This window comes from Paenibacillus sp. FSL R5-0517, from assembly GCF_037974355.1.
GTDB lineage: Bacteria > Bacillota > Bacilli > Paenibacillales > Paenibacillaceae > Paenibacillus.
Window position 1 is genome coordinate 1,037,839 of the sequence record NZ_CP150235.1, and the last position, 19,412, is coordinate 1,057,250.

The window sequence follows — 19,412 nt, forward strand, 5'->3', positions numbered from 1 at the left end:
CTATGCCCAAAATAAGAAGGACTGTGCAGCTCGCTTTGATTGCGTTGCTTCTTTCCAACACTGTACCTGTATCTGCACAACATGATAAGTCGGAGGCACAGATTATGTCTGTGTCTGACATATCCTCAGATGATAATAACAATAGCAAATTAAACGATGTTATGAATAGGGCCGTAACCATGGGGTTCATCAAAGGTGATCCAGATGGGGATGTTCGTGCAGCTGACCCAATCACCCGTCAGGAACTGGCAGTTGTTCTTGCTCAAGCTCTGGGTCTCACACTGGACAAGTCAGTCTCAGCATCTTTTACGGATGTGAAATCTACTAGTTGGTCAGCACCTTCGATTCAGGCGGTCAAGAAGGCGGGGATTTTACAAGGAGATGCAACAGGACGTTTCCGTCCACAGGCCCAGATTACTGGACAGGAACTGGTGACGGTTCTTGTAAGAGCCACGGCTTTGGCTAAACAAGAAGTTCAGGGAGATTCTCTCCCCTCAGATTGGAAAGAAGCGAGTACATGGGCTGCTCCATACATTCGAACTGCTGAGAAGGCTGAAATTCTAAGCGAATATCAGGGACCAAATAAAGTTAAACAAGGGCTTGTTCGGGGTGAAGCCATAGGCATGTTGTTGTCGGCCCTATTCCCGGAAAACCGCTTGTCTGTCATTCAGTCAATCGAAGGAAAGCAGATTCAGATCAACGGTGTTGTCTATCAGATTTCTGAACAAGTGGGAGGCCTTTTGAATAATCGCAATAAGGCTGTACTGGTTCAGGCTGGAATACAGTTTAAGAGTCAAAATCATACACTCACCGAGATCAAGGGGTTGGAAATTAGAACGGGGGGTCAGGATGCGGCCTCAGGACAAGCTGAATTTAGCGGAAATCTGCTATTGGAGGGTGGAGACGCCGTAATTCATGGGGATCTAACGACGAAGGCAGACTTTGTTTCAGTGGAAGGACTTACAGTCGAGGGCAAGCTGACAATTGCCCCCGAGGTCAAACATGATTTTTATGCCAAAAATATCAGTGTGAAACAGTCTGTTTTCGTTTATGGCGGTGACAGTAATACGGTTGTATTTGACAATTCCACTCTCAATAATGTGGATGTAGATAAAAGCGATGTACATGTGGCACTAACAGGGGATACCCGTACTCAAGAAGTCAACATTAGATCAGACAGTATGCTTGATATCGGGAAAACAGCTAATCTCCCGTTATTAAATATTCTCGAAGGTACAAGCAAAGTAGAGCTACAAGGAGCCGTTGATACGGTTCAAGTGAATACATCCAAGTCCCTGCAACTCAACGGTAACATCACTTTACAGCAACTCAATGTCGATGGGACAGGCGCTGTCAACATTAATGCATCAGGCTCCATTCAACAACTTCAAGTGAATAACCCTTCCGCCCAGGTTAATGTAGCGGACAATGTGAAAGTTTCGGAGATTTCTTTGGCTGCTGGAGTCTCGTCTTCAGCTGTAAGTGGAAATACAGGAACGTCATCTCCAAATCCGGTATCTTCTTCATTAGGGGGAGCAAGTGGGGGGAGTGGAGGCGGAACATCTCCTGTTGTTGCCAATCGTGCTCCTGAACTACTCAAATCATTCGAAAGTCGCAAGTTTACACGGAATGGACAAGGGGCAACGTTAAACCTAAACAACTATGTGACAGATCCGGATGGTGACTTGGTAACTTATACGGTCAGTTCATCCAAACCTGCCGTTGCAAAGGTTATCCTGAATGGATCGCAATTGGATGTTGTTCCCTTGGAAGATGGCACGGCTACCATAACAGTAACTTCCAATGACGGCCGTGGTAAAAGGCTGAGATCCACATTCGAAGTCTACGTGAATAGACCTCCTCTTGCATCACCAATTCCTGATCAGGAATTGATAGGTGAGTCAGGTAGCAAGGATGTAGATCTCATGGTCTATGTTATGGATGATGTGAAGTATGAATCGGAGTTGCTATACAGTGTAACAAACAGTGCCCCGGAAATCGTGCACACTGAAATCGTGAAATCGAACTATGCTGAATCTGTACTGAGGTTAACGCCTAAAAAGGCAGGTGAAGTTATTCTTAAAATTAAGGTAGATGATGGGCAAATAGCAGATGATGGCAGTACGGGAGTTACTGAGCTTGACATGAAAGTTGTTGTTCTGCCACCACTCAATCGTGCGCCCGTGGGGGAAGCCCCATCGAAAATAGAGGTATACCTGGGGGAAGACATCCCTGTAGTAAAGTTGAACGAGGGATATACTGATCCAGACGGTGATCCTTTGACGTATACAGCGACTTCATCCAATCCAGACGGGGTAACAGTAGAGGAAAATGAGGGTGAACTGAAGTTAACATCACTTCAAAATGGGACGTATACGATATCATACACAGTGAATGACGGTAACGGAGGAATCACTACAGATTTCTTTGAAATCGATATTCTACTCGTTCCAAATCATAATCCGGTAGGAAATTCACCAGGATGGGTTGAAGCATACCTGGGTTTCCTCACAGATCCTATCCCCTCGGTTGACTTGAATGATTATTATACAGATCCGGATGGTGACCCACTCACATTCAGTGCATACTCCTCTAATCCTCACTTAATTGTTAAGGAGGAAGCGGGTGTACTGAACTTTACCGCTATAGAATTTGGAGAATACATCATTTATTATTCAGTTGAGGATGGAAAAGGTGGTCTCATTTCAACTGCATTTCAGATAAGGGTTAATCCTAAGCCTAATGCTTCTCCAGTGCTTACTCAGCATCTACCTGCTCAAACGGTGTTTGTAGGTAAGGAAGATGCGGTCATTAATCTCTCGGATTATTTTAATGATCCCGATGGAGATGCATTAGAGTTTAATACACCACTTGATTTCAATAATCTACTGATCGCAGCGGTGGATATTCAAGAAAACAAGCTGATTATTCATCCAAGACGGGTTGGTAAATTTCAAGCTAACATCAAAGCAAAAGATATGTATGGAAAAGAAGCGTCAGCCTATATTGACATTGAAGTTCTTGAATCTGGGAATATCAGTTCAATTCCGGATCAAACGGTAACATGGCCTTGGTCTGTTCTGAATCTTGATCTGACATCGTACCTGCTGAATTTTGATTCAGCTACGTTAACAGTGGATGCTTCCTCAGCAGATCCCAATATTGCGACGGTCTCTACCAATAGCTCACAGATAACTGTTGCTCCAGTTGCTGCAGGAAATACGACAGTCACGTTAACGGTATATGACCAGAAAGGTCGTAGCGAACAAGCATCCTTTGGCGTGACTATACAAGGAGAGCCTACTGGCCCTAACTTGGCCCCTGAGGTAGTGAGTAGCATTTACGAACAAGTATTGACACCTAATGTAACGAATGAGCGCACGTATGATCTGAGTCAATTGTTCAGTGACCCCGATGGAGATGCGATGCAATTCACGATAAGCAACAGCTCAAATGAAGCGGTGAATGCAAGCATTAATGGTAACCAGATTATACTAAAACCGGGAACAGGGAATGTCGTTGCCCCTTTAACGATAACAGCAAAGGATGGGAAAGGTGGACAGGTAGATTACACCTTCAACGTTCGCACTGCTTCTCTGGTTAACGGTGGGGTTATGCAGATCAATACGAAGTCCGGCGTCATAGATCCTCTGACCCTTACAGCTTCCAATTGGTTCCCTGGGCAGACGAGTTTTAAAGTATATAGCGGTACGCCGGATTCGACGTTTACAGGACCGGATACGATTAATTCTTCCCAGATCCCTTTGAGTGTATCTCCGTTATTATTCTGGATCATAGGGGATGACGGTAGGGCCGTGGTCGTTCAGGTAAACTCGAAAAATCAGGGCACCTCAGAGTTGTTCTTCTCTCAGTATGCAGACGCAGGGGACGGACGCAGTGTAGTTCAACTTTATTACACAGGTGACGGTGATCCGTCGCATAAAGCAACCGGATATCAGTTGGAAGTTCATCAATGGATGAAAAAGACATCCACAATGAAAGTGACAACAAGAAACATATCTGATGTTACTTCAGGGTTACCTTATTTAAACATCAATTATACTTTTTACGACTTTTTCGATATAACGTCAGCTTGGTACTATAATGATGAATTGGAATTGTATAATCCGAATGAGTATAATGTCGTTGCGTTCGTTCTGAGAAAAGAAGGACGAATCGTAGATGTCCTAGGTGACCCAACTTCACATGATCAATTCATGCCTGCTGGCGGGACGTTTATTCGAAAACGGGGGATATATACAGGTTCACAACAGTTCTCATTAACCGGTGAATGGAATGAGTTTCCTAAAGGAACTCTACAGTACGTGGACAAACATACACCGTAGACTTGTATTTGCTACAATGACGTTCAGTTTAACAGAGGGTACGTCCTAATAACGAAATGAAAATCCTCCATGCTCTGAAAGAGAGTATGGAGGATTTTTTCATTTAACCGGATACGGATACATGCAGGATCTAAGAATTTCGTTCTTCTGCTCCTCTGTTCGTTCACGCGGTGCCAATTCTTCTGCATAGGAACGCTCCACCTTGGCGCGCATAAAACGCTCCGCATATTCGTTTGGACGAGAGTGGAGTTCTTTGGCGTACTCACCAAATGAGCTGACATCCCGTACCTTTTCCAACACACTGTTCAGTAGCGGACTGCCTGCATAGAGCAAGGAGGCCGTCTCTTCAGATTCAAACTTGAGGAACAGAATAGCTTTCTGTAGGGCGTTGATCTCACCTTGGGTGAGGTATACAGCCTGCGTAGCATGCTCTCCTGATGCTTCTGTTTCTTCTGCTTCTTCTGATGCTCCTGGTGTTCCCGGTGAAAATGGTTCATGGTCCTGATTCATAGATCATCACTTCCTGATATGGAATGCAGTTCTCGCTTGGCGGAAGCGCCGAAATGCGGATGAGATTGAAGAGATTTTAGCGCAAGGACTGCGCCCGGAACATGTTTGTGAGCAGCAAGAATAGCAAAAGCTGCACCTTGAAGTAATATATAGGCATTCCCCGACAATACATCCTGGGCCAACGTAATCTCAGCTTCCGTAGCAGGTAACAAGGCTAGAGTCTGTAAAGCATAGATCTGTACATCCTCATCTTCTTCCGAGTCACGAACAAGCTGCGCGGCCGCATGACGAATTTCATCCAAAAGTGAGGAAGACTCTGCCATGCCCAAAGCTCGCCATGCTTCGATACGGATGAGATCCTCTTCATGTGTATCCATACCGATAGATAGAACTTGATGTGTAAGTTGGTTATCGGTTAGATCGATCAGATCACGAAGTGCCTGGATTTTCTCTTCACCACTGATTTCGTTAAAATCAGGGTGTTCATTGTTGTTATGATTCAAATGATTCATATCAGACATCTGCATCATTCACCTCCTGAAGAATATGAAGATGGGGGCGGAAGAATGATCGGACGAGCTGCCAACGCCTCCTCTACAATCTGTTCTGGCGTCAGGTCTCGATCATCCCAGTAAATCAGGTTACTGATCTCAGCGTGAGGCACCTGTTGTTGTAGCTCCGTCAACATGTCATCCAACTCGGCTTCGGTTCCTTCGGCGTCCATTAGTTTGCGAACCAATTCTATCAGATGCGAACGATTGTTCATATGTATTTACACCTCCTGAATGATTAATATCGTAAAGTAACTAGTCTTTCATGGGCTCATTCAATGGATCATATATAATGATCACCGGTAAAAATTTGGGCTCAAGCATCAGACTAATGAGTTGTTCATCTTGATCAGTATAAGAAATGATATAGTTCCCGAAATGAGACTCGTATATGAAGTCTTTGAATTGAAAGGAATGTTCTGGATACTTTATCTTCACATATAGCGCAGTAACTCCGCGGGCTAAAGTTTCTTTTAACACAGGAATTTGGGCTAAAAGCATAATAGCGACCAGAAAAATTAGTATACGTTTAGCGAGACGGGTCAAATGAATTCACCCCATTATCATAAATCAATATTTTAACAAATCATGAAGGCCCATCTCAAAATAGATTTCACTCCATACGTATAGCCAGATTACCAAACTGCTCGCCATTTTCCATACGTTCGAACGCTTTCGCTACGTCCTGCAACGGATATACGCTATCGATCACAGGATGTATATCATGTTGCTCCACCCATTGCAGCATCTGCACAAACTCCTCACGGCTGCCCATAGAGGTGCCGATCAGACTGATCTGCGGGAAGAAAATAGAGCGAATGGGTAGAGTCAGATCATCCCCCGAGCTTGCACCATACATCACGATACGTGCACCTGGTTTAATTATATCAAAATATTTTGGGAACATGGCTTGCCCGATGCTATCCAAGATCATGTCCACAGGTTCCAAATCGTTCTGCAAATTCCAATCGGCATGACTATCCAGTGCATGGGTAGCACCCAAGCGCAGTGCATCATTTCTTTTGGCTTCACTTCTGGAGGTGACAGTCACCTTCGCGCCGGCAGCGACAGCCATGAGCAGGGCATAGGTCGCCACACCACCACCAATACCGGGAATGAGCACATGTTCACCTTGCTTTAATACGCCGCGAGTAAATAAGGCGCGATAGGCCGTCAGCGCTGAGAGGGGTAACACGCCTGCTTCCTCCCAAGATAGGTGGACTGGTTTAGGCAGGGCATTTTCAGCAGGCAACGTTATATATTGAGCCAGTGTTCCATCCGTAGGACCACCAACAATATCGGGCACGATGGGTACGTTATTCGCAACTTCCCAACCGAGCGTAGGATGGATAATGACTTCATCCCCTATCGCGAGTCCACTTACTCCTTCGCCAATCCCAACAATAATACCTGCTCCATCGGAACCGGGAATGAGCGGGGTGTCCTGAGTACTGCGTCCTGCCATGACAAATAGATCCCGATGGTTGATACCAGCGGATTTTAATTGAATCTGCACTTCCCCGGCTTCGGGTACCCGAGATGTTGACTCTGTATATTGAAGACCTGCAAGGCCGCTCTGGCCTGAATGTACGATAGCTTTCATATTCAATATTCCTCCTGTCGATATAATCGGATTTCACTACTGAGCCTCATTGTACAGATGGTGCAGATTCACGTAAAATGAACAAAAATGATGGTCAGTATCATTGAAAATAATAGATAAGCACTTTGCATGAATCGATGATGTAGAATGCCGATATAAACGACGAGCAGGTGATCAGGGTATGGATGCAGGTGATTTAAAAATATTTCAGGCGGTTGCCCGCGAAGGTAGTATCAGTAAAGCTGCACTCGCACTCAATTATGTACAATCCAATGTGACCACACGAATCAAACAGTTGGAGACACAGCTACAGGTTCCGCTGTTTCATCGTTCCAATCGGGGGATGTCTCTTACACCAGCGGGCGAGAATCTGCTTGTGTATGCGGATCGAATTTTGCAATTATTATATGAAGCAGAGCAGGCGACACAAGTGGGAAATCCGCCTTCCGGCATGCTTCGTCTGGGTGCCATTGAGACAGCAGCTTCCACTTTCCTCACGCCGCTCCTGGCTGAATACAGCTCATGCTACCCGGAGGTACAACACTCGCTTGTCACGGGTGGGACCCATGAGCTGAATCAGAAGGTGATCCAACATGAATTGCATGGGGCGTTAATATATGGCCCAATCGATCATCCTGATCTGAACTATATGAAGATGTATGACGAGGAATTGGTGTTGATCGCTCAACCTGGAGTGCATGAGATACACGAGTTATTATCCAAGCCAATGTTGTTTTTTGAGATCGGCTGCACACATCGCACTCAGGCGGAATCCTTTCTGCAAGATCAGGGTATCCACTCACTGAGCATTATGGAATATGGAACACTGGACACGATTCTGAATGGGGTATCTGCCGGGCTCGGTGTATCATTGATGCCACGATCTTCAGTTACCAAAGCAGAATTAAGAGGTGAGATCGCGGTGATGTCTTTGCCAGATCCCTATTGCCGGTTGGAAGTAGGATTTGTGTATTCCCGTGGTGAACATATATCAAGTGCGCTAAGCGCTCTGGTACAGATCATTACAGAACCAGAACTATAGCGGTTATTGAAAAAGTAAGCTTTTGAACACGCATTATTAAAGGAGTGAATGGCTTTGGAGGATACTACGTTAACATTGGCTGATGCATTTAATCAGGTAGAATTTATTGTGGGCGGTCATGGCAGTCGCCAAGTGAAGGTGCTTCAGAACGTACTGGAGCAGGTCGATGGGGAGACCTTCAGTGATCACTACGGTAACGGCCCGATCATCGAAGAATTTCAGCAACAGATGGCTGACATTCTTGGCAAGGAATCGGCAGTGTTTTTCCCAAGTGGAACGATGGCGCAGCAGATTGCGTTACGAATCTGGTGTGACCGCATAGGAGTGAAGCGAGTCGCTTATCACCCCCTGTGTCATCTGGAAATCCATGAGGAAGACGGATTGAAGGAATTACACCAGATTGAATCGATTTTGCTGGCGGACAAGGAGCGGTTGATTCGTTTGCAAGATGTACAGGCGCTTGATCAGGACATTGCCTGCCTGCTCTTGGAACTGCCACAACGCGAGATTGGCGGGCAATTGCCAGCGTATGAAGAACTCGAAGCGATCTCGGCCTATTGCCGTGAACGCGGGATTAAGCTGCATCTGGACGGGGCACGCCTGTTTGAGATTACTCCCTATTACGAGAAAACGCCTGCGGAGATTTGCAGTCTGTTTGATACGGTGTATGTGTCCTTTTACAAAGGGATCGGGGGCATTGCGGGGGCCATATTGGCCGGAGACACGGATGTGATGCAAGAGTCGAAAGTATGGAAACGTCGGCACGGTGGTGATCTGATTGGCCTGTATCCGTATATTCTGAGTTCCCAGTATTATTTCAATGAACGGATTGGCAAAATGGAGCTTTATTATGAGCAGGCTAAAGAACTGGCATCTCTATTGAATGCGTGTCACGGGATACATACCTTGCCTGAGGTACCTGTATCGAACATGTTCCATGTACATTTTGCGCTCGCTGCTGACGAAGTTGAACCAATTCTTGTGCAAATGGCTCAGCGATATGGCATAGGAATGACTTCATATCTGAACAAAACAAGTGCGAACAGCTGTGCTTTTGAATTGTCTACGGGGGATCGTTATGAGAAACTTCCCCAAGATAAGCTGCGTGCAGCACTGGAATGGCTGGATCAAGAATTGCGTACACAGGTTAGATAACAAGAGGATTCTAGTGTAAAGGAGGAGTCCAAGTGAAGTCGATGGAATTGGAACCGATTCGTGATCTTTTGGTGAAAGCTTACGATACGACAATGGGAGAAGGGTGCGCGCCGGAAACGCAACAGAGCATTGAGGATATTGAGCAAAAGTATAACGTAAAACTGCCCGCAGCGTACCGTGCACTTCTGCTCGAATTCGGAGCATGTAATTTCGGCGATCCAGCCTTGTATTCAGCCAAAGAACTGGATTGGGCATATCCCGAGTTTCTGGAAGTCTACCGTGAAGTTAAGAAAGAGTACCACCTGTCAGATGATCTCAATCCGTTCCCGATTGGTGGATTTGGCGAAGGAAGTATGGCTATGCTCGATCAGACCTCGGGCAAGATCCTGATGTTGATCCACGATGCAGGAGATACGCCAATTCGAGAGATTGCAGCAGACTTTAATGACTTAATGACGCAGCTGACGGAGTCCGCGATCTGGGTACAGGAACAGATGAATTAACAGGGAGACGGAAGGAAGCGCAACAGACCTATGGATATTCGTAAGTTAAGATATTTTATAACCGTGGCGGAGGAGCTTCATTTTCACCGTGCAGCGGAAAAATTAAACATGACGCAGCCGCCTTTGAGCCAGCAGATTCAAAATCTGGAGGAAGAGCTTGGCGTAAAGTTATTGGAGCGCACGAGAAAAATGGTCCGTTTGACGCCAGCGGGTGCCATCTTTCTGGAACAGGCCAGACTCATCATGGCCCAACTTGATCGATCCATTCAGCTTACACAAAAGGCTGATCAAGGTATCATTGGACATATATCCGTGGCCTTCGTGGACTCCGCTTCGGGCGGGATCATGGTGGAGGTGCTTAGAAAATTTCGCACTGCATATCCGCAGATTGAATTGACATTACATGAGATGACTTCATCCCAACAATTACAGGCATTGGAAGACGGACAGATCCATATTGGATTTTTGCGGTATCAGGAAGATACCCGGCATGTTTCCTTCCGCCCCTGTCAGGAGGAAACGTTGCTCGCCGTGTTGCCTGATCATCACTCCATGGCAGCCCAGACTCAAGTTTCGATTCGGGAACTGGCGGATGAAGATTTTATTTTATTCCCACGGCATCTTGGCTCCCCATTTCATCGAATGGTTCTGGACTATTGTAGAGCACATGGTGTAGATCCACGAATTACGCAGGAAGAGATCCAGATGTATACGATTGTAAATCTAGTTGCAGCGGGCATGGGGATTTCCATTGTTCCCTCCTCGGTGGATGTGTTCCAGCGAAAGGGTGTGGTCTTTCTTCCCTTACAAGAAAATCCGCCCTCCGTACCGTTGTATACGGCATGGCGGACGGATATGAATCAGGAAGTGGTTTCCCGTTTTATGGACATTGTTGAGGGGGAATATGAGTTGCACTAAAGGTTAGTTACACTTACACTGCGATGACAGAACAACCTTCCAATCGCTGTTATCCCCAGATTTTTTGATCCCTTTTCTCAAGGGGAGACTGGTGCTAAAGGCGAAGTGTATGCTTCCGAAGTAGCTTTCTTGCAGAAAGCTTTTAGCTCCGCTTTTTCAGGTTTTTTTGTCCTCTCCGTTTTCGTGTAAATGATTAGTTCAACTTAGTATGTTGTGAGTAGTGAAAAAAGAAACTATCCCGTCTTGGTTGGATCACGCTCAATCCAAGGATTCAGTATTTCATCAATACGAGTCATGATCGCAGAGTCCAGTTTCACACCGGAGGCTTTTACATTTTCCAATACCTGCTCCGACCTAGATGCGCCAATAATAACGGAACTGACATACGAGTGCTGAAGAACCCACGCCACAGCGAGTTGAGGAAGAGTTAGACCAATCTCTTTAGCGAGCGGAACAAGCTGTTGCACAGCGGTAAGAACATCTTCGCGTAGCCACTGACCAGCCAGTTTATTGAAAAAGGGTGCACCTGCCTCCCCAGCTGCACGTGATCCGGCGGGCAATGCTTCGTTAGGCACATATTTGCCTGATAGTATACCCTGAGCCAGAGGAGACCATGTAATCTGTCCAAGTCCTGCCTGATCGCTTGCAGGTACCACTTTTTGCTCAATCACACGCCATAACATTGAATATTGGGGCTGACTTGCAATGAATGGTACATGAAGTTCCCGCGCCAAAGCGGCTCCTCTTGCAATCTGATCCGCGTTCCATTCACTCACCCCGATGTAGTGAACCTTGCCCTGACGCACCAGGTCGGAGAATGCCAGAAACGTCTCTTCCAGCGGCGTGCTGTAATCATAACGGTGAGCATAATAGACATCGATATAATCAGTCTGTAGCCGCTGTAATGAACCATTGCATGCTTCCATGATGTGTTTACGTGAAAGTCCGCGGTCATTATGACCTGTGCCGGTTGGGTGACAGACTTTGGTGCATAGTTCAATACTTTCTCTTCGTATATCCTTAAGAGCCTGTCCCAAGACGGTTTCTGCCTTCGTATTCGAGTACACGTCTGCCGTATCAAATGTGGTAATGCCTGCATCCAAAGCGGCGCTTACACAAGCTTCTGCTATTCCATCATGCACTTGCGCTCCATGCGTAATCCAATTGCCCAGTGAAATCTCACTGACGGTTAATCCACTGTTTCCTAACTTGCGATACTCCATTTCAATGCCGCCTCCCTATGTGATCTGGACTCCATTGTAGCAATGGCAGATTAATAGGTGAAATATCTTTTACCCCCATCTTTGATATGAAAAAGATATCAGTGCACCTACATGTTCTCCTGTATGTATTTACGATAGAGGGCAGGCGTAATCTCCTCGAACTTTTTGAATATTTTGATAAAATATCCCGATTCATTGAATCCCAGCTCGTCACTGATCTGTGAGACAGGCATGTCGGTGACCTCCAGCAATTGCTTGGCCCACTTAATTTTGAGTTTAGCCAGGTAGGTGGTGAAGTTCTCACCCGTTTCCTTGGCAAAGAGCCTGCTGAAATAACTCGGACTCAGGTGGCACAGATCGGCCATTTGTTTGAGCGAAACCTGTTCGCTTTTGTGACTATGAATGTATTCAAAAGCAGGCTGCAGCACCGGACTGGAGCTTTCCGCATCACTTGGGCTATTTTTGAGATAGGCATCCGCAATCGCATTGGTCATTTCTTTTTTGATCGACTCGATATTACGAATGGAGTAACCCGGCAGAATGGTGGAGAGGTTCAGAGACTCCTGATTGCCTGAAGCTTTCTCGAACATTTCAACTAATAAATTTTTGTTGAGCGCTTCCTCCACAATGTAATTGCAGAGCAGGGATAACATGTTGGAGATTTTCACAATCTCTTCATAGGTCATCACAGGCAGCTGGGCGTAATCATCCTTTAGTTCCTCCAGCTTCGCTGCATGCATGGGGACGTTTTTGGACGTGACAATTTGCTCCAAGTCGCTACCTTTCTCGGGATCGGCGAGTTTCACTTGTCCTGCCATGACGGCGCCGATATATTTGCCATCGATTGTAATCGGAATCGCGATATCTATAATATTGAAATGGCATAAATACACATAAGGCTCATTCAACCGAACGGCTTCCAGACCGCCGCGTGAATCACATTTTTGGCAGTAGGGGAGCAGCTCGGGGTCTTTGCGTACGTTCTGGCAGAAGGCCTGACAACTGCTATGACTGGTTACAGGAATGCCTTTATAATCAACGGTGAGGATCGCCAGTTTGGTTACTGTTGCAAGAGAATCTTGTAGACGCTTCCATTTATTAAGGTCCAAAATTTTATTGATATGTAGATATTCTTTGATCATTGGTGCAACCTCCATATCTAACCTAAAATTCATGATTTAGGCCGTTAAAAGTTAGCAAGTTGTACATATTAAGATGTAATGATGACGGGTAATGTATGATGGGAGGTCAAAATTCAACCATCTCATGACAATAACATACCATGATTGCACCAAAAAGCAAAAAATTACGATTGTAAGTTATAATAATTTGTTATCAAAGTCCACTGTAAACCTGCTGGCTATGCGTTATATTAAGGTCAATTGCAAGAGATTAAAATTTAATGTATTCACTACACCATTCCATATCCTTTAGGAGGCTATATTAATATGAGAAAAGCATTTATCAGCCCAACCAAATATGTACAAGGCGAAGACGAATTGTTGAACCTGGGGTACTTTGTGAAATCCTTTGGAGAATCTGCCTTGCTGATCGCACATCCGGATGATGTACAGCGTGTCAAAGCAAAGCTTGATGCAACAGCTGAGAAATTCAATATTACGTTTGTTGAAAGCGGTTTTAAAGGGGAATGTTCCCGTGAGGAAGTTGCGCGTCTGCAAGCAATCGCGAAGGAAAAAGGATGTGACTCTACAATCGGTCTTGGTGGCGGTAAAGCCATTGATGCAGCCAAATGTGTAGCTGAAGGCGAAGCATTGATCATCTGCCCAACGATCGCGGCAACAGACGCACCGACAAGTCACTCGGCTGTATTGTACACACCGGAAGGTTCGTTCGATGACTATGCTTACTTTAAACAAAGCCCAAGTGTCGTTCTCGTCGATACAACGGTTATCGCCAACGCACCTACACGTTTCCTCGTATCGGGTATGGGAGATGCGCTCTCTACATACTTCGAAGCAAGAGCAACAGCGAAATCCTATTCCCGTGTAAACGCAAGTTTGCCAATGGGTTCTCGTGAAGGATATACACCATCCGCAGTAGGTACCAATGCGGCACTTGCCTTGGCAAAATTGTGTTATGAAATGCTGCTGACGGACGGTGCAAAAGCGAAAGTGGCCAGTGACAGTAACGTCGTGACGCAAGCGCTGGAAAACATTGTTGAGACCAACATTCTGTTGTCTGGCCTTGGATTCGAAAGTGGGGGTCTGGCTGCGGCACATGCGATCCATAACGGTTTGACTGTTTTGGAGGGAACACATCACTTCTTCCACGGGGAAAAAGTATCTTTCGGTACGATTGCACAACTCGTGCTTGAAAATGCACCAACCGAAGAGCTGCATGAAGTCATGGACTTCTGTCTCGAAGTGGGACTGCCGATCAGCTTGGCGGATATCGGTGTAGATACAATTAGTCAGGAAGAGCTGTTGAAAGTGGCAGAGATCGCTTGTATTCCGGAAGAATCCATTCATGCGATGCCATTCCCAATCACCGTTCCTGAAGTGGCTGCTGCCATTGCTGCGGCTGACCGAATGGGTCGTGAGTACAAAGCAGCACGCCGGGAGGCAAAATAATGAAAAAAATTATTAACCAAGCTGAACATGTTGTTATGGAAATGTGTAACGGGATTGCGCTTGCACACCCGGAGCTTGAATTTCTGAAAAAATATAAAGTCATCAAACGCAGAGAGATTCAGGCCGATAAAGTCAGCCTGATCAGTGGTGGCGGCAGCGGACATGAACCGGCTCACGCAGGTTATGTCGGTAAAGGGATGCTGGATGCAGCGGTATGTGGAGATGTATTCGCATCTCCTTCCCAAATCCAGGTGTATCAAGCGATTAAGGCAACCGCCAGCAACAAGGGTACACTCTTGATCATCAAGAACTATAGCGGTGACATGATGAACTTCAAGAATGCAGCGCATCTGGCTGAAGAAGATGGCATTGACGTACAGTATGTTCGTGTTGAGGATGACATCGCTGTGCAAGACAGCTTGTACACGGTAGGACGCCGCGGTGTTGCGGGAACTGTACTGGTTCACAAGATTGCCGGAGCAGCAGCCGAAGAAGGCCGCAGCCTGGCAGATGTGAAATCCGTTGCTGAGAAAGCAGCTCAGAATGTTCGCAGTATTGGTTTTGGATTCACATCCTGTACCGTGCCAGCCAAAGGTACGCCTACCTTCGAAATTGCTGAAGACGAGATGGAATTCGGCGTAGGGATTCATGGTGAGCCAGGAATTCGTCGTGAGAAAATCGTATCTGCGGATGAATTGGCAGGACGAATGGTTGAAGCATTGCTTGCCGATATGAAGCTGGATACGGCTTCTGCTGAGATTGCGGTGCTCGTGAATGGTTTTGGTGCAACGCCACTGCAAGAACTGTACCTGCTTAACAATTCCGTTCAGCGTGAGCTTGCAGGACATGCAGGTCTAAAGGTTGCGACTACGTTTGTAGGCAACTACATGACAAGTATCGATATGGCAGGGGCATCGGTTACGATTCTGAAACTGGATGATGAACTGAAAACGCTGTTGTTCAAGGAAAGTGATACTCCTGCGTTTAAAGTATCCGGTCCTCCAGTGGCACAAGTGGCGTATTCCGAAGCGTTGGAAGCGGTTGTTGGTGAAGACGCTCCCGTATCTTATGAAGTGGAGACGGATGCATCTGCTGCGGTAATCGAAGGCAATCAATTTTCATTGGACAATGTCGTCTATCTGATCGATAAAATGGGTGAGATCATCATCAAGAACGAGGTACCGTTCTGTGAACTGGATTCCCATGCCGGTGATGGCGACTTCGGTATGAGTGTGGCTAAAGGCTTCCGCCAGTTGAAACGCGAATGGAATCACATCATTAACGAACATAAACAAGACATCGGATCGTTCCTGGATGCATGCTCCTTGGTCATCATGGAATATTGTGGCGGCGCATCCGGCCCAATCTGGGGTTCGGCATTCCGTGCGGCTGGCAAAGCTGTAGGGGATAAACAGCAATTAAATGTTGCTGAATTTGCTGAGATGATGCATGCAGCCGTGCAAGGGATTCAGTCTACTGGAGAGCGTTCCTTCGGACGTGGTGCCGTTGTAGGCGACAAAACTTTGATCGATGCACTCGTTCCATGTGCTGATTCCTGGACACAAAGTGCGGAATCTGGTGATGACTTCAAAACTGCATTTGCCAAAGGTGCAGCAGCAGCCGTTGAAGGTGCGAAGAAAACAGAAGATATCGTGGCACGTATGGGCCGCGCAGGTACCGTCGGCGATCGCAGTCTGGGGTACCCAGATGCTGGCGCGTATGCGCTGGGTGTTATATTCACAGAGCTGTCCGAGTCGATGAAGTAAAGCTGTCGACAAACTCGCAACTGTAAAATTATAGAGTGTTTCTACGAAGAGGATGTCCATAAGTCATGAATATGACGGGGGACATCCTCTTTGCTGTGTTTTTTTATGGTAATGAACCTGTGTTGGGTTCGTTAGCAATTGGAGCGAGGGTGAATTCCTTTTGAGACAGCTCCTCCGTTGTAAAGAGTACATAGTCAACCTAAATGCGCTTATTGAAAACTTCTATAATAAACTCTATATGGAAATTACAGGTGATAATTCATATACTTATAGGAGTATGGAGTCTGCACAAGCGATCAGATTTCTCACATCCGTATCTGACGGAAGAAGCTTAGAATGCTTATAAGGGGCGTTTGGATTTGGTCTATAGTTTTTGATAAAAAATGATACGGAGGTAGAAGTTATGAGCGATATAAAACTGCCAATGATAAGACCTTCTGTACATGGTTACCTATGTAATGCCTATCCACTCTCAATTGTAATGCAGCATAAACAATCGGAGGCTTGGTTTTACAGTAATTATATTCAATTGATTTGTGCTGGAAACTTTCCAGAAGGGAAATTCTTTTCGTTTTATACATCTAACTTGCCTTGGTATGATTTCTTTATGAGTTGTCCTCTCATTAACTATCAAAAGATCAACCAACGCTTTTTGGAAAAATATATGGGGGGTATCATCAGCTTTATTTGTGATTCTATTGATCAAAATCAATATATTCATTTGTATGTGGATGAAAGTTATATTGCCCATAAAAAGGCGTATAAAAAATATGCTTTGCCGCATGAAATGTTAATTTTCGGTTATAACAAAGAGACATTAAAATTTTATGTATCAGGCTATAATTCAGATGTTATATTCGGAGAATATGAGGTAGGCTTTGAAGAGCTTCTAGTCGCTTTTAACAATTGTGATAAAACAAAAAATAGAGAATATGTATGTTTATTATCTTATAACCCAGAGCATAATTATCATTTTGATCTAAAATTGATTATTAGATCTTTGAGGGAGCTAAGGTTTAGTCTCAATTCATCTTATCATTATCGTTCTATGAGCACTCCTTCTAATTGGATCTTTGGATTATCCATCTATGATCATATTGTTCAATATTTAAGTGATCAAGTTAGTACATCAAAGGAAAAGATTGATATACGAATCTTTCATACCATGTGGGAGCATAAGCGTGTGATGTTGGATAGATTAGATTATTTGAAAGAACATCATTATTTGGACGATGCTGACGAGCTTATAAAAATATATTCTGAAATCGAATCGGATTCAAAAATTTTAAGAAATTTGGCTATAATATATAACAAAAATGAGAACGCCACCAGTATAACTTCTATCATTGAAAAACTGAAAAAAATCAAGACTATAGAAGAGAATGCATTAAGCGACTTAATTTCAAAGTTGGAAAGTGTGGAGATCGATGAAAAGCTCCTGAGTCATTATTATCTATAATGTATACAGAGGTGCAGTATGAGGTATAGGAATCTGTGATGCGTGTAAAGTATAGCCATAAACCTTAAAAAAAGTTGTCTGATTTAATGTTTAATGTAGACAATACACAGCTAGCGATTTATTAGCTACAACTAAAGGGGGAGTCAGAGAAAGCGGACTTAGCTCCCCTTCGTATCAACTAATGAGCATCCAATTTCCTTCCGAATGTCCTGTTCTCTGCACGCTTGAATACCCCATACATAACCATGTTTAATAAACCGAGTATAGCCCGCTTCCAATCCTAAGACTGCACTTCCCTAGACAATGGATAGGACAACGCTCAGCATGCTGAATAGGCTTATGAACTGTATCTCACTGTTACTCTAGTGTTATTGGCTTGATAATGTTAAATAGTGTAAGCTTGAGAGCAGATATAAGGGTTCTAATGATGCGTAATGCGATATGTCAAACGGGCAACAAAAGTGGTATCTATATGAATGAGAAGGGATCTGGATGATTCAATGACTCAAAAAATCTATTATGACTCTGCTTATACAAGAGAGTGGCATACAACAATTACTGGCAAAGTAGACAAGGAAGATGGTGTATATGTCACGCTGGCGGAGACTGCTTTTTACCCGCATGGGGGTGGACAACCTTGTGATGTGGGACAAATTGGCGGCATCGCTGTACTGGATGTAAACATCGAAGACGGAGAGGTATGGCATAAGCTGGAACGTGCTCCTGAACAGAGCGAGGTACAGTGCGAGCTGGATTGGGCGCGAAGATTCGATCATATGCAGCAGCATACGGGACAGCATTTGTTATCGGCAATGACGTTGAAAGTGGCTGAAGCCATGACGCTCAGTTTTCATCTTGGTACGGAGTATGACACGATTGATGTGGCTGCTGAGTTGGGAGCGGATCAATTGACCATCATTGAACAAGAAGTGAATCGTCAGATCTATCGTAATGCTCGCATCAACACGTCCTGGGTTACGGCAGAAGAGGCTGCACAATTGCCGCTGGTGAAGCAACCTACGGTAACGGAAGACATTCGTATCGTCGAGATCGAAGGTGTGGAGTATAACGCCTGCGGCGGAACCCATGTGTCGGCTACAGGTGAGATTGGCATCATCAAACTGTTAAAGACCGAAAAAGTGAAGGGCGGCACTCGCATTTATTTCAAATGTGGAACAAGGGCGCTGAATGAATTCACATCCACACAACATGTGCTCAATAGCATTATGGTTAAATTAAAGACCAGCAAGGACGAATTATTGGAGCGCATTGAGAAAATGGAACTGGAGCAAAAACAGCTGCAAACTGAGCTGAATGCAGTGAAAACAACCAATGATGCCTACTATGCGGAGCAACTTCTGGCTGCTCGCGAAGGGCTGGTGATTGCTCAGGTCTTTGAAGACAAATCTCTCAAGGATATGCAGAGCCTGGCTACCAAATTGACGACAGACCATGAAGGCCTCGTACTCTTTGCCAGTATCTCCGAGGCGAAAGTTGTTCTGGCACAGAACGGACAGCCGCCTGAATGGGCTTGCGGACCTTTCTTCAAAGGCAATCTTGGTGCCTACCAGGGCAAAGGTGGCGGCAGTGAGAAAATGGCTCAGGCCGGCTTTGCCAGCAGTGAAGACGCGCTTGCCTTTTACGAATTCACCAAGGACCAGTTGGGACATCACTGATCTGTATTTTGCAGATACGAATACGAGACAGGTAGCATTGAAATATGAGTGGGACAAGCACGTCACATT

15 protein-coding genes are annotated in these 19,412 nt (G+C 45.2%); 9 read left to right on the forward strand and 6 right to left on the reverse strand.

Annotation, left to right across the window (positions count from 1 at the left end; translation table 11 throughout):
• The first annotated feature begins 2 nt into the window (after positions 1–2).
• A complete protein-coding gene (locus tag MKX40_RS04625; protein ID WP_339239780.1) occupies positions 3–4,346 on the forward strand; it encodes an S-layer homology domain-containing protein in 4,344 nt (1,447 codons plus the stop codon).
• Between the two features lie 99 nt (positions 4,347–4,445).
• Here the strand turns inward: MKX40_RS04625 and MKX40_RS04630 are convergent, their stop codons facing one another.
• The 4 genes from MKX40_RS04630 to MKX40_RS04645 form a co-directional block, all read right to left on the reverse strand.
• Positions 4,446–4,856 carry a hypothetical protein gene (locus MKX40_RS04630; protein ID WP_339239783.1) on the reverse strand — a complete coding sequence of 137 codons (411 nt, stop codon included), beginning with the start codon at positions 4,854–4,856 and terminating at the stop codon, positions 4,446–4,448.
• Complete coding sequence (locus MKX40_RS04635) at positions 4,853–5,377, reverse strand: HEAT repeat domain-containing protein (RefSeq protein ID WP_339239785.1); 525 nt, start codon at positions 5,375–5,377, stop codon at positions 4,853–4,855. Before MKX40_RS04635 ends, MKX40_RS04630 begins: the two co-directional genes overlap by 4 nt.
• Positions 5,378–5,382: 5 nt before the next feature.
• Positions 5,383–5,622 carry a bacteriocin immunity protein gene (locus MKX40_RS04640; RefSeq protein WP_339239787.1) on the reverse strand — a complete coding sequence of 80 codons (240 nt, stop codon included), beginning with the start codon at positions 5,620–5,622 and terminating at the stop codon, positions 5,383–5,385.
• A gap of 398 nt (positions 5,623–6,020) precedes the next feature.
• Positions 6,021–7,010, reverse strand: a complete 990-nt coding sequence (locus MKX40_RS04645) for a zinc-binding dehydrogenase (RefSeq protein WP_339239789.1) — start codon at positions 7,008–7,010, stop codon at positions 6,021–6,023.
• Positions 7,011–7,191: 181 nt separating this feature from the next.
• Between MKX40_RS04645 and MKX40_RS04650 the strand changes: the two genes are divergently transcribed.
• The 4 genes from MKX40_RS04650 to MKX40_RS04665 are packed head-to-tail and all read left to right on the forward strand — an operon-like array spanning position 7,192 to position 10,628.
• Positions 7,192–8,052, forward strand: coding sequence for a LysR family transcriptional regulator (locus tag MKX40_RS04650; protein ID WP_339239792.1), 861 nt, complete (start codon positions 7,192–7,194; stop codon positions 8,050–8,052).
• 48 nt (positions 8,053–8,100) lie between these two features.
• Positions 8,101–9,207: a beta-eliminating lyase-related protein gene (locus tag MKX40_RS04655; protein WP_339239793.1), complete on the forward strand. Its 1,107-nt coding sequence runs from the start codon at positions 8,101–8,103 to the stop codon at positions 9,205–9,207.
• A gap of 41 nt (positions 9,208–9,248) precedes the next feature.
• The gene (locus MKX40_RS04660; protein WP_339242918.1) at positions 9,249–9,710 is read left to right on the forward strand and encodes an SMI1/KNR4 family protein; all 462 of its coding nucleotides are present in this window, start codon (positions 9,249–9,251) and stop codon (positions 9,708–9,710) included.
• Between the two features lie 30 nt (positions 9,711–9,740).
• A complete protein-coding gene (locus MKX40_RS04665) occupies positions 9,741–10,628 on the forward strand; it encodes a LysR family transcriptional regulator (RefSeq protein ID WP_339239795.1) in 888 nt (295 codons plus the stop codon).
• A 233-nt stretch (positions 10,629–10,861) separates the two neighbouring features.
• Here MKX40_RS04665 and MKX40_RS04670 read toward each other — a convergent pair whose 3' ends face one another.
• Both MKX40_RS04670 and MKX40_RS04675 read right to left on the reverse strand, forming a co-directional pair.
• Complete coding sequence (locus MKX40_RS04670) at positions 10,862–11,851, reverse strand: aldo/keto reductase family protein (protein ID WP_339239796.1); 990 nt, start codon at positions 11,849–11,851, stop codon at positions 10,862–10,864.
• Between the two features lie 107 nt (positions 11,852–11,958).
• Positions 11,959–12,993 (reverse strand): PocR ligand-binding domain-containing protein, encoded by a 1,035-nt coding sequence (locus MKX40_RS04675; RefSeq protein ID WP_339239799.1) that lies wholly within the window; start codon positions 12,991–12,993, stop codon positions 11,959–11,961.
• A 306-nt stretch (positions 12,994–13,299) separates the two neighbouring features.
• Here MKX40_RS04675 and MKX40_RS04680 point away from each other — a divergent pair, with 306 nt between their 5' ends.
• From MKX40_RS04680 to MKX40_RS04695, 4 genes are all read left to right on the forward strand, one after another.
• Positions 13,300–14,442, forward strand: coding sequence for a glycerol dehydrogenase (locus tag MKX40_RS04680; protein WP_278296700.1), 1,143 nt, complete (start codon positions 13,300–13,302; stop codon positions 14,440–14,442).
• Positions 14,442–16,208, forward strand: a complete 1,767-nt coding sequence (gene dhaK / locus MKX40_RS04685; protein WP_339239801.1) for a dihydroxyacetone kinase subunit DhaK — start codon at positions 14,442–14,444, stop codon at positions 16,206–16,208. Before MKX40_RS04680 ends, dhaK begins: the two co-directional genes overlap by 1 nt.
• Positions 16,209–16,611: 403 nt before the next feature.
• Positions 16,612–17,667, forward strand: coding sequence for a hypothetical protein (locus MKX40_RS04690; protein ID WP_339239803.1), 1,056 nt, complete (start codon positions 16,612–16,614; stop codon positions 17,665–17,667).
• A 500-nt stretch (positions 17,668–18,167) separates the two neighbouring features.
• On the forward strand, positions 18,168–19,343 hold the full coding sequence (locus tag MKX40_RS04695; RefSeq protein ID WP_339239805.1) for an alanyl-tRNA editing protein: 1,176 nt from the start codon (positions 18,168–18,170) through the stop codon (positions 19,341–19,343).
• The last annotated feature ends 69 nt before the right edge of the window (positions 19,344–19,412 follow it).